This is a genomic window from [Haemophilus] ducreyi (assembly GCF_900109315.1).
GTDB classification, from domain to species: Bacteria; Pseudomonadota; Gammaproteobacteria; order Enterobacterales; family Pasteurellaceae; genus Haemophilus_B; species Haemophilus_B ducreyi.
The window spans coordinates 104094-116603 of sequence record NZ_FOJC01000004.1; the positions used below are offsets into that span (position 1 = coordinate 104094).

Here is a 12510-nt window from a genome sequence, read left to right on the forward strand (position 1 = left end):
CTCAGCTTTTCTGCCATAATTTTTCAAATTCCGCAAAATAATTTGGAAACGTTTTGCGGGTACATTGTGGATCTAAAATGGTCATTGCAGTATTTGAAAGTGCAATTAAAGAAAAACACATGGCTATACGATGATCATTATACGTCTCAATTTCCGCTGTTTCAAAATCGGTTAATGCAAGCGGTTGAATACGAATAAAATCTTGCCCTTCTTCGACAGTCGCACCTAATTTACGCAATTCTGTCGCCATCGCGCTTAATCGATCGGTTTCTTTCACACGCCAATTATATACATTACGAATGATCGTTTCAGTTTCGGCAAACAGTGCAACTATAGCGATAGTCATTGCGGCATCAGGAATATGATTTAGATCGACATCAATGCCTCGTAATACGGATTTTTCCGCTTGAATGAAATCTTCTCCCCAACTGATATTAGCGCCCATTTTAGCTAATACATCTGCAAATAAGCGGTCACCTTGAATAGAATTTTTACCAATGCCATTCACTTTAACTTTGCCTTTAATCGCAGCTGCCGCTAAAAAATAAGAAGCCGATGAAGCATCGCCTTCCACCCAATATTGCCCTGGTGAAAGATAACATTGCTGAGCTTGGACGAAAAAACTTTGATAATTATTATTTTGTACCACTACCCCAAAATCACGCATCATCGCGAGCGTCATATCTATATAAGGCTTGGAAACTAAATCACCCACAATCTCTATTTGCATATCAGATTCAGCCAACGGCGCCACCATCAATAATGCGGTTAAAAATTGGCTTGAAATAGAACCATCAATTTGAATTTTACCACCGGTTAAGCCTGTATTTTTAATGGCTAGCGGTGGATAACCTTGATTTTCTAAATACTCTATGTTGGCACCTGCTTGTCGTAATGCATCAACTAAATGCTGAATAGGGCGCTGTTGCATACGCGTTTCCCCCGTTAATACAACTTCCGCACGCGCTTCACCTTTTAAACATAACACGGCTGCTAAAGGACGCATTACTGTGCCGGCGTTACCTAAAAATAAAGACAAGCCATTCTGCCAAGCTAATGCTCCACCCGCGCCTTCAACTATACATTCTCGTTTATCTTGTGAAAGCGTATAACGAATCCCTAATGTTTGTAAGGCATTTAACATATGCTCAACATCATCACTCACTAATAAATTAGTCACGCGCGTCGTGCCTTTCGCTAACGCGGCTAATAACAATGCTCGGTTTGAAAGACTTTTTGAGCCGGGTAAAGTAATCTCGCCCTCAATACGCGTAATAGGATCTAACCTAATCTTTTCGATTGTATTCATACTCTTAACTGTCGCCAAAAATAGAAGTAAAGAAAAGGCTACTTAACGTAGCCTGTGCAATTAAATTGAATCAACGGTTTTCTCGTGCAAATTTTTGCATAAATTGAATTAACGCCTCAATACCATCTAATGGCATCGCATTATAAATCGAAGCACGCATACCGCCTACAACTTTATGCCCTTTTAGCGCGTGTAAACCATTTTCTGCCGCTTCCGCTACAAATTTTGCATTTAATTCGTCATTATTAGTAGTAAAGATTACATTCATTAATGAACGATTTTTGGGGGCAACATAATTATGATAAAAATGGCTGTTATCTAAATATTGGTACAATAATGCCGCTTTTTGCTGATTGCGTTGCTCAACGCTAGCTAAACCACCTTCTGCACGTAAATATTTAAAAACTAATGAACAAAGATACCAAGCAAATGTAGGCGGCGTATTAATCATTGAGTCCGCATTCACTTGCGTGGCATAATTCCAAATAGACGGGGTTGCACGCTGTGCATTACCGATTAAATCTTGCCGAATAATCACAATAGTGATGCCCGCAGGACCTAAGTTTTTTTGAGCTCCCGCATAAATTAAGCCAAATTTGCTAATATCAATATTACGTGAAAGAATATTAGAAGACATATCAGCCACTAATACCGCTTTACCGACAGTCGGAATATCCGAAATTTCAACGCCACTGATGGTTTCATTTGGACAAAAATGAACATAATCATATTGCTCAGCAATATCGCTAAAATCTGTCTGATTAACCGAAAAAACACCTGCTTCATCTTGAGTTAATATATTAAGCTGATCGACCTCACAAAAATTACGAGCTTCTTGCGCAGCACGGTTTGACCAATGCCCACTAATTAAATAAAGCGCTTTGCCTTTCTTGCCAATTAAATTCATCGGAATTGCAGCAAATTGTCCGTGAGCACCACCTTGTAAAAACAAAACTTTATAATTATCGGGTATAGCATATAATTGTCGAAGATCTTGTTCAGTTTGAGTGGCAAGCGCCATAAAAGCATTACTTCGATGACTGACTTCCATTACGGAAGTACCTTGCTGTTGCCAATTTAATAATTCTTGTTGTGCTTGTGTTAAAACAGCTTTAGGCATCATCGCAGGCCCGGCACTAAAATTATAAACGTGTTTCATCTGTACGCCTCTTATCATCTATTCCGTAACGTATTTGCCATTCTAACCAAAACAAGCATAACTTAAAAATAATTTTTAAACGCATAATAAAAAGCGGTCGAATTTGCAAAAAATTGCTTAAATCGACCGCTTGATCTACAAATATGCTAGCGTCTATTATGTTGAAGCCGTTGCTCCAAAATAACATCTAGTGTTTTTTGTTTATGTTGAATAGATTTCTCCGGCGCTGCTTTGACTAATAATACATAAATCAGATCAAGCACAAACAATTGCGACATTTTAGTACCAATTGAGTCGCCTTGCATATGCCCTTGACGATTACCATTAATTAACACGTAATCGGCTACATTCGTTATGGGTGAACGAATATGATGCGTAATCGCAATTGTTTTAGCGTGATTATTACGCGCAATTCCCAAAGCACTAATAACTTCTTGAGAATGGCCTGAGTGGCTAATACCGATCACCACGTCACCTTGACGTAATAATGATGCTTGCATATACATAAAATGATTATTAGTTACTGCATCCGTTTGCAACCCGATCCGCATTAATTTATGTTTTGCATCTTCTGCGGTTAAGCCTGAAGATCCAACGCCAAATAGAAAAATACGTTGTGCTTTCTGTAACTCTGCTACAACATTTTCAAGCTCTTTGAAGTCTAATAGATTGATGGTTTCGGCAATAACATTATTTAGACTACTTTGCAATTTAACCGCAATTTCTTTTGCTGAATCGCTTTCTGATACATCAGTATCAAAAATAGAATTACTCTCTTTTTCTTGTGTGGCTAACTCAATCGCCAAATCCAATTTAAAATCAGTATAACCTTTAAAACCTAAAGTTCGACAAAAACGAATAAAGGTTGCTTCGCCTACATCTAATTGTTTAGCCACCTCCGAAAGCGAACTTTGGTTCAAAATTGCTGGTTGGGCTAAAATAGCCGCTGCTATTTTCTTTTCCGTTTTTGTTAAACTAGTTTGTAATGCGCCTATAGTATCTAAAATTTTTCCACGTGCAGACATAGTTGTATCCTCTTAATACTATAAATAACTAGTTGGCACTTTCACCACTAATTTTCTTATTGGTAAAGGGTTACCATCAAGACTATTACCCGGCTTATGTGGCTCATAAGGCAAAAAAATCGCGAACATATTTGGCTGTAATACCACGCTATTTTTATGCTCAATTGTATTCGTTAACTGATAGTCCCCTTCTTCGTGATATTCATCATATTCTGTTAAATCAGGCTGTCTTAGGCCATATTCAATCATTTCTTGTCCATCAATTAACAATTGAATATCAATAAATTTACGATGTATTTCTGCTTTTTTATCTTCTGGTGAGCTTGTTTCAAACTCTATAACATTCATACGAATGCCGTCCATCAATTCTTGCCAACCTAACGGAAGCGTTAACAAATCAAGGGTTTGTAATTTGCGACAAAGTTTAGCGAAAATAGGCGGTAATGATGTTATACAATCTGAGCGAGATAAGTCACCTAATAGCATTTAATGTTCCTTCCTTAAATTAATAATGGAATATGGTTGTATCATTTTGCTCCATAAAATTGCAATTAATGAAAACCTACTCCAATTGAAGTAGGTTAAAAGGTTATTAATAAAATAACAAGCAATAAAAAGGAAAAATACGAACTAGATCAAATTTTAACTTAACGAAGTGATCTGCAAATATAAACCTAATGCAGCTAAATATTGCTGTTCTTCTTCTAAATCAGCTAACACTAAAGGATTTTTAGTTAAAAAATCTAAATCAAAACTTATTTGCCAGTGATTTTTTTCTGTCTTAAGCGTTAATATTTGAGGAAAAACAGCCGCTTGGCGAGAACGATTTAATAAAACGGCTAAACGAAATAAACGTAATAAGGTTAAAATATCGCGGTGTTGATAGCGATTAGTGCTACGAATATCACTGCATTTAAATGCTTTTAAGTGGAATCGCATTAAAATCGCCAATAAATGTTGTTGTTCAACATCAAACCCCGGTAAATCGCGATGTGCAATAATATAAGCTGAATGTTTATGGATACCATTATGATTGATTACAATCCCAATTTCATGTAACAAACTTGCCCATTTTAAAATACTACGTAACTCAGCAACTTGACGATGATTCCGCCAATTTTTTACTTGTTCAAATAACGCTAATGCCGTTTTTTCTACACGTTGTGCTTGCTGTTGATCAATATTGAATTGTTCTGCTAATCCTTCAGCGGTACGTTGTCGAATATCACTGACTTGAAATGCCTGTTCTAAACCATACATCACGCCTTCGCGCAATGCACCATCAGAATAACGCATTGCCTCAATTTTAAAAGTATCAAATAACGCTAATAGAATGGCTAAGCCCGGCACTAACACATCGGCGCGTTCTTCGACTAATCCTTTCATCTGAATATTATATAATGAAGTAAATTGTAAACAGCGTTCAACTAATATTTTTAACCGTGCTGTGGTAATCAAGCCATCTCGATATCCTTGTGCCACTAGCACTTTTTGCACCGTTTTCACAGTGCCTGATGAACCTAGCACATTTTCCCAACCTAATTCTCGATATTCCCAAGCTAAATCCTCAATCTTCTCAATTGCGGTTTGATACGCTTGTTCAAAATATTCGGCAGTCAATTGACCTTCAGGAAAAAATCGCTTAGCAAAGCTAACACAGCCCATATGACGACTTTCAACACGTAATGGTGAAAAATCATCTCCAACAGCGATTTCTGTTGAACCACCGCCAATATCAATGATTAATTTACGCCCTTTTTCTGGCTGAGTATGGCTAACCCCCGCATAAATTAAACGTGCTTCTTCTTGCCCAGAGATAATTTGAATAGGATAAGGAAATACTTTTGCTGCTTGTTGTAAAAATTCATCATTATTAACGGCACAGCGTAACGTATAAGTGCCGACCACTTTGACATTTTCAACGTCAAACCCCTGTAACCGGTCAGAAAACAATGATAAACAATTAACGCCTCGTTCAATCGCTTCTTGGCTTAACACTCGTTCTTCATTTAAACCATCTGCCAACCTAACTCGTCGCTTTAAACGCGACAATACTTGGATAGAACCGTTAACAATCCGTGCCACAATCATATGAAAACTATTTGAACCAAGATCAATGGCAGCAAATTCACGAGGAGAAAAATGTTGAAATTGAGAAACAGGCATAATGAGATCCTTTATAATGTAGAGGTTCAAAATAGACGAATATTAACACTTTTAACATTAACTATGTAGCCTTATTCTAGCTTTGTTATAAAACACTTTGACGAATAACCGGAAAAAGACTAGTATTTATACTAATTTGTTTGCTAATAATCCTGAAGGAGTTGAAAAATGGTCGATACTAAAAAACAATCTTTCCAAAATATGTTAGATTATGTACATCTTTATCGTTTAAAAAACAAATTACATCGTGAAACTGCTGATAACGATCGTAAAATTCGCGATAACCAAAAACGTGTATTACTCTTGGATAATTTAACTCAATATATTACTGACGCAATGAGTATCGAAGAAATTCGCGCGATTATTGCACATATGCGTGATGGCTATGAAAATCGTGTAGATGATTATATGATTCGTAACGCTGAACTTTCAAAACAACGTCGTGAAATACGTCAAAAAATGGCAGTCCATAAACAAGCGCCTACCGTAAAAACAACAGATTAATCATTTTCATTCAAGCGGTTTAATTTACTGATTATTCTATCCATTTTGCTAAAATTAAACCGCTTTTTCCTTTTTGCAAGAAAAATAGCCCATTCCTTAATCAATCCTACCTAAACAGACAAATATAATTTGACTCTTTTAAGATAAAAGAGTATTTCTATGCGCGTCCTTTGCACGAGTAAGGGAAAGTAATGATGTTCTTTATCATTGCGGGAGAGGCGCAACACTCAGGCAATTTAATCTTAGGCAACTAGGGCCGTTTGAGGATTAAATGATGGGAGTGGTTTGCCGAGGTGTGAATTCACTAGACTGGAATGAACATCGGCTGAGTCAGGTTGAATCCTATCAGCTGTCATTTAAAAGGCATTAGCTGTTTAAATGGAGTGCTCTGATTAATTGGGTCTTAACAAGCAAACCGTATAATCTACTCAAATTTCCTTTCGAATTTCCTCTAAACAACAGCATTAATCATTTTTGATTTTATATAGGAATTTCTTATTATGTCTCATTTTTCGGTTGCAAAATTTGGTGGCACAAGTGTCGCTGATTTTAATGCAATGAATGCTTGTGCAAACATTGTTGTTAAAGATAACCATACACGCGTTGTGGTCCTATCCGCTTCAGCGGGAATCACTAATTACTTGGTTGAATTAGCGAATGGCTGTGCCCCATTACGCCGTGTAGAAATTCTGCAGAACGTTCGAAGTGTCCAATACAATATTATACAACAACTACAACAACCTGAAGCTATTTCTGCAGAAATAGACCGATTACTGCAACATATCAGTGTCTTAGCTGAATCAGCAAGTGTAACAACATCTGCTACCCTAACTGATGAGTTGATTGCTCACGGTGAATTGATGTCGTCTAAAATATTTACGCAATTATTAATTGAACGAGAAATACCCGCTATATGGGTTGATGTTCGTGATGTAATCGCGACCAATAGCCACCATGGTAAAGCAATACCTGATGATAAAAAAACACAACAGCAGATAGACGCTATATTCAAACCACTGCTTGAAGCAAATAAAATCATTATTACACAAGGTTTTATTGCTCGCGATCAACAAGGAAACACCACGACGTTAGGGCGTGGTGGATCAGACTACTCTGCGGCCTTATTAGCGGAAGTATTATCCGCCAAAGACGTTTTAATTTGGACTGATGTGCCAGGAATTTATACGACAGATCCACGTATAGTACCCAATGCACAACGCATCGCCACCATCGCGTTCAATGAAGCGGCTGAAATGGCTACATTTGGTGCAAAAGTCTTACATCCTGCCACATTATTACCTGCCGTACGGAGTAACATTCCTGTTTATGTTGGATCGAGTAAAGCGCCAGAACAAGGTGGAACGTGGGTAACACGTGATCCAACATGCCGCCCGATTTTTCGAGCTATTGCGTTACGTCGTAACCAAACTTTAGTGACACTATCAAGCCTTGCAATGCTACACGCCCAAGAATTTTTAGCGAGTGTCTTTTCTATACTAGCCAAGTACCAAGTTTCAGTTGATATTATCACTACATCAGAAGTCAGCATTACTTTAACATTAGATAAAACGGATTCTACCGCATCAACTACACAAATATTATCGGACACTTTAGTTCACGAATTAAGTCAATTTTGCCATATAAAAATTGAAAATGACCTTAGCCTAATTGCAATTATTGGCAATGATCTACATTTACAACAAGGCATTGCTAAAGAATTATTTCAGATAATTGAGCCCTTTAATATTCGTTTAATTAACTATGGCGCCAGTACCAATAATATTTATATGTTAGTAAAAAATAGCGAAGCAGATCATATCTTGCTTGCTTTACACTACGACCTATTTGAATCATAAATAACAAAGCGGTCGAATTAAGAAGCTAATTCGACCGCTTGCTTGTTAAGATTAAACTCAATCACACAACCTATTCTCTTAATTTCTCAATTTCTTTTGTGAACTCTTCAATATCATCAAAACTAAGATAAACAGAAGCAAAACGAATATAAGCGACTTTATCCAACTGCTTTAGTCCATCCATAGCCAAATGCCCGACCGATTTACTAGGCACTTCCCGCTCGCCTAACGCTTTTAATTGAAAAATAATTTTACTGATCACATTGTCAACATCATCCGCATGAACCGGTCTTTTTTCAAGTGCGCGATTTAAGCTAACCTCTAATTTATTAAGATCAAAAGGCTCTCGATTACCATTATTTTTAATAATATACGGCAAAGCTAATTCAGCGGACTCAAAGGTAGTAAAACGTTCTTTACAACCAATACACTCACGACGACGGCGAATTTGATAACCATCCGCCGCTAAGCGAGAATCTATGACTTTGGTTTCTTCTGCAGTGCAAAATGGACAACGCATTATTTCTTTTCTCCCTTTTGAATAAGAAATTGCTTAAGCAAATTTTCCGCAGGTGGTGATATTTGTAAAAAAAAGCCTTGTGTTTTAATTGCCAACAAAACATCCTGATTATTTACTTGTTTAAGCGGTTTTTCTCCCGCTAAATTAAATAACATCACGAATTGTGGTTTACCAAACATTTGTAATAACTGCTCAGGAACAGTATTAAATTTATCACGTTGAGCAATATAAAGGAACATACCTTCTTTACTCATACTTTTATAAATAGCACAAAAATTAGAATTCATCACTATATACATCTCCCGTTCCCGTATAGTTATCAAATCTAGAGTATTGTCCTTGAAACGTCAATTTGACACGGCCAATTGGACCATTACGCTGTTTACCGATAATAATCTCCGCCACGCCTTTTAAATCCGATTCGGAATGATAAACTTCATCACGATAAATAAACATAATTAAGTCCGCATCTTGCTCAATAGAACCTGATTCACGTAAATCTGAATTAACCGGACGTTTATCTTGTCGTTGTTCGAGACCTCGGTTTAACTGAGAAAGGGCAACGACTGGCACTTCTAACTCTTTCGCTAAGGCTTTTAAAGAACGAGAAATTTCAGCAATTTCTAATGTACGATTATCTGAAAAATTCGGCACACGCATTAATTGCAAGTAATCTACCATAATCAAACTTAAGCCACCATTTTCTCGATAAATACGTCTAGCCCGTGAGCGAAGTTCAGTAGGCGTTAAACCGGCACTATCATCAATAAAAATATTCTTCCGTTCCTGTAAAATGGCTACCGTGCTTGAGATCTTAGCCCATTCTTCATCATCGTGTATTTGTCCTGTTCGAATTTTAGTTTGATCTACACGTGATAAAGAAGCCAACATCCGCATCATAATTTGATCAGCTGGCATTTCTAAACTAAAAATCAATACCGGTTTAGCTGGTTTTTTACGCGGGTTACCATTTTCATCTAGATCATTGTGATCTTCAATATCATGTAATGAGGCATTCTCACAAAGATTCATAGCAAATGTGGTTTTACCCATTGACGGACGTGCCGCAACAATAATTAAATCAGAGGGTTGTAATCCTGCCGTTTTCTTATTTAAATCAATAAAGCCGGTAGAAATACCGGTTACGCCACCGTTATTGCGATTTTTCGATAATAATTCAATACGGGCTAAGGTATTCAACAAAATATGATCTATTTTTTGAGGCCCCTCATTGCTAGCATGACGCTTTTCTGCAATTTCAAATACAATACGTTCAGCTTCATCTAATACGTCTTTAGCGCTTCTACCCTTTGTATGATACGCCATCTCCGCAATTTGATTACTCGCCAAAATAACACCGCGTAAATCTGATCGATCGCGCACAATATCCGCATAAGCTAATATATTTGCTGCGCTTGGCGTATTTTTAGATAATTCCGCTAAATAAGCAAAACCACCGACATCTTGTAGCACGCCTTTAGCCTTTAATGCTTGATCAAGCGTAATAATATCAATCGGTTGATTATTACGCATCAACTCCACCATATGTTCGAAAATAGTACGATGCGCATAATTATAAAAATCACTTGCTTGAATACGCTCTACTACATTATCCCAATGTTCATTACTGAGCATGATCCCCCCCAACACCGCCTGCTCAGCTTCAATTGAATGAGGAGAAATAGCAATATTTTCAACTTGTTTATCTCGCATATTTGCTTTATTTGATGGAAGGTATTCAGCCATTTAACTCAACTCTCTAAGAAATTAATCACGATAGAGAGTTAGTTTAACGGAATTTCAATAAATTTGTAGTTATTTGTATATACGCATTAGTTAAATATAGTTACCATATAAAAAAGCGGTACTATTTTGTCGAAATAGCTGACAAAAAAACCGCTTATTTACCATAAATATTACTGCTATTCGTGATCTTTTGACACATATCAAGTAAAATGTTGGCGATTTTGTATTACACAAAATCAATTAAAATATCATTCATAATGGAGATCCTCTTATGGCAATGAATAACATTTTAGGTTTATTCGCACAATCGCCACTAAAACCACTACAAAAACACTCTGTTAAAGTTACTGAATGTAGTGAATTACTTGAACCGTTTTTTGAAGCCACTTTCAAACAAGATTGGGATGAAGCAATAAAAGTAAGAGAACAAATCATTGGTTTAGAACGCCGTGCTGATGCTTTAAAACGCGAAATTCGCTTAAAACTTCCGCGTGGTTTATTTTTACCTGTCGAACGTACAGATCTATTGGAATTAGTTACTCAATTAGATAAATTAGCCAATTATTCAAGAGATATTTCTGGTCGCATTATTGGACGCCAATTAGTTATTCCAGAAGCCATGCAAGCAACATTCAGAAAATTTTTATCTCGTAGCTTAGACTCAACACGTCAGGTTCGTAAGGTATTAGCGGAATTAGATAAATTATTAGAAACAGGCTTTCGTGGACGTGAATTAAAATTTGTCAATAATATGATTTTAGAGTTAGATCAAATTGAAGATGATACCGATCAAATTCAAATTGTGTTACGCCGTACACTACGTGGTTTAGAACAAGAGTTCAATCCAATCGATGTAATATTTCTATATAAATGTATTGAACGTGTCAGTATTTTAGCTGATCAAGCACAGCGCGTAGGTTCACGTATTGAACTGATGCTGGCGAAAGCATAGGGGATCCTAATGGAATTACTTCAACAATATGGCTCAATCCTTATTATTCTGACCGCTATTTTAGGCTTTTTAATGACATTCGGTATTGGTGCTAATGACGTATCTAATGCAATGGGAACTTCAGTTGGATCAGGTACCATTACCGTCAAACAAGCGATCATTATTGCAATGATCTTTGAATTAGCCGGTGCTTATCTTGCCGGTGGTGAAGTGGCAGACACCATTAAAAGTGGCATTATTCAACCTGAAGCATTCAACGATGCACCAGAAACGTTAGTACTAGGTATGATGGCATCGCTTTGCTCATCAGGCGTATGGTTAATTATTGCGACTAAAATGGGCTGGCCCGTTTCTGGAACGCATACCATTATCGGTGCTGTTATCGGATTTGCACTAATTACTGTAGGCGCAGGTGCTATTCAATGGAGCACGTTAATGAGTATTGTTGGCAGTTGGTTTATAACACCTATAATAGCGGGTATCATTGCCTTCCTTATTTTTATTAATTCACAAAAACTCATTTTCAACCGCTCCAACCCACTCGCACAAGCAAAAAAATTTGGCCCAATGTATATGGGTATGACTATTTTTATTTTAGCTATCATCACCATTGCCAAAGGCCTTAAACACGTCGGCTTAAACTTATCCGGTATTGAAACATTTACTGCGTCAATCACATTAGCACTGGTTGCAGCAATCATTGGTTATTTTTATTTACACAGCAAAACGTTCTCGGAAAAAACACAAGGTAAAGGCTTTGCCGGAGTAGAAAAAATTTTTGGTATCTTAATGTTTCTAACTGCTTGTGCAATGGCTTTCGCACACGGATCCAATGACGTTGCCAACGCAATTGGTCCACTGGCAGCCGTTGAATCAATTGTTGCAAGTGGCGGTATGATTGGGAGCAAAGCAACATTAGCACCGTGGATTTTGCCTTTAGGCGGTATCGGTATTGCAGTTGGCCTTGCAGTAATGGGACGATCAGTAATGGCAACGGTTGGTACAGGTATTACTGAATTAACGCCAAGTCGAGGCTTCGCTGCACAATTTGCTTGCGCGGTTACTGTGGTTATCGCTTCCGGCACAGGCTTACCAATTTCGACTACGCAAACATTAGTAGGTGCGATTTTAGGTGTAGGTTTTGCACGTGGTATTGCCGCATTAAACTTGGGCATTATTCGCAATATTGTTATCTCTTGGGTTGTTACCTTACCGGCTGGTGCAGTATTCTCAATTATTTTCTATTTCATATTGAAAGCATTCTTTCATTAAT

The 12510-nt window shown here is 37.3% G+C and carries 12 protein-coding genes and 1 riboswitch; of the genes, 4 read left to right on the forward strand and 8 right to left on the reverse strand.

Annotated features, from left to right (window positions below):
* Position 1 precedes the first annotated feature (1 nt).
* The 5 genes from aroA to ppx form a co-directional block, all read right to left on the reverse strand.
* Complete coding sequence (aroA, locus tag BMX01_RS03775) at positions 2-1300, reverse strand: 3-phosphoshikimate 1-carboxyvinyltransferase (RefSeq protein ID WP_064082994.1); 1299 nt, start codon at positions 1298-1300, stop codon at positions 2-4.
* A 79-nt stretch (positions 1301-1379) separates the two neighbouring features.
* On the reverse strand, positions 1380-2468 hold the full coding sequence (gene serC / locus BMX01_RS03780) for a 3-phosphoserine/phosphohydroxythreonine transaminase (RefSeq protein WP_064081850.1): 1089 nt from the start codon (positions 2466-2468) through the stop codon (positions 1380-1382).
* A gap of 146 nt (positions 2469-2614) precedes the next feature.
* The gene (locus BMX01_RS03785) at positions 2615-3493 is read right to left on the reverse strand and encodes a MurR/RpiR family transcriptional regulator (RefSeq protein ID WP_064081849.1); all 879 of its coding nucleotides are present in this window, start codon (positions 3491-3493) and stop codon (positions 2615-2617) included.
* A gap of 18 nt (positions 3494-3511) precedes the next feature.
* A complete protein-coding gene (nanQ, locus tag BMX01_RS03790; protein ID WP_064081848.1) occupies positions 3512-3979 on the reverse strand; it encodes an N-acetylneuraminate anomerase in 468 nt (155 codons plus the stop codon).
* A 156-nt stretch (positions 3980-4135) separates the two neighbouring features.
* Positions 4136-5659 carry an exopolyphosphatase gene (gene ppx / locus BMX01_RS03795; RefSeq protein ID WP_074647785.1) on the reverse strand — a complete coding sequence of 508 codons (1524 nt, stop codon included), beginning with the start codon at positions 5657-5659 and terminating at the stop codon, positions 4136-4138.
* Positions 5660-5827: 168 nt separating this feature from the next.
* Between ppx and BMX01_RS03800 the strand changes: the two genes are divergently transcribed.
* Together BMX01_RS03800 and lysC are read left to right on the forward strand one after the other, a co-directional pair.
* On the forward strand, positions 5828-6163 hold the full coding sequence (locus BMX01_RS03800) for a DUF496 family protein (protein WP_074647788.1): 336 nt from the start codon (positions 5828-5830) through the stop codon (positions 6161-6163).
* Positions 6164-6368: 205 nt separating this feature from the next.
* A riboswitch (Lysine riboswitch) is annotated at positions 6369-6560 on the forward strand.
* 103 nt (positions 6561-6663) lie between these two features.
* Positions 6664-8019 (forward strand): lysine-sensitive aspartokinase 3, encoded by a 1356-nt coding sequence (lysC, locus tag BMX01_RS03805; RefSeq protein ID WP_064081845.1) that lies wholly within the window; start codon positions 6664-6666, stop codon positions 8017-8019.
* Positions 8020-8089: 70 nt separating this feature from the next.
* On the opposite strand, the gene nrdR is transcribed toward lysC, so the two are convergent.
* The 3 genes from nrdR to BMX01_RS03820 are packed head-to-tail and all read right to left on the reverse strand — an operon-like array spanning position 8090 to position 10285.
* Positions 8090-8539 (reverse strand): transcriptional regulator NrdR, encoded by a 450-nt coding sequence (gene nrdR, locus BMX01_RS03810; protein WP_010945236.1) that lies wholly within the window; start codon positions 8537-8539, stop codon positions 8090-8092.
* Positions 8539-8826, reverse strand: coding sequence for a YcgL domain-containing protein (locus BMX01_RS03815; RefSeq protein ID WP_064082993.1), 288 nt, complete (start codon positions 8824-8826; stop codon positions 8539-8541). The genes nrdR and BMX01_RS03815 overlap by 1 nt, the downstream gene beginning before the upstream one ends.
* The gene (locus BMX01_RS03820; RefSeq protein WP_064081844.1) at positions 8816-10285 is read right to left on the reverse strand and encodes a replicative DNA helicase; all 1470 of its coding nucleotides are present in this window, start codon (positions 10283-10285) and stop codon (positions 8816-8818) included. The genes BMX01_RS03815 and BMX01_RS03820 overlap by 11 nt, the downstream gene beginning before the upstream one ends.
* Before the next feature lie 271 nt (positions 10286-10556).
* Here BMX01_RS03820 and BMX01_RS03825 point away from each other — a divergent pair, with 271 nt between their 5' ends.
* Complete coding sequence (locus tag BMX01_RS03825) at positions 10557-11237, forward strand: TIGR00153 family protein (RefSeq protein ID WP_064081843.1); 681 nt, start codon at positions 10557-10559, stop codon at positions 11235-11237.
* A gap of 9 nt (positions 11238-11246) precedes the next feature.
* A complete protein-coding gene (locus tag BMX01_RS03830) occupies positions 11247-12509 on the forward strand; it encodes an inorganic phosphate transporter (RefSeq protein ID WP_074647791.1) in 1263 nt (420 codons plus the stop codon).
* Position 12510: the final 1 nt, after the last annotated feature.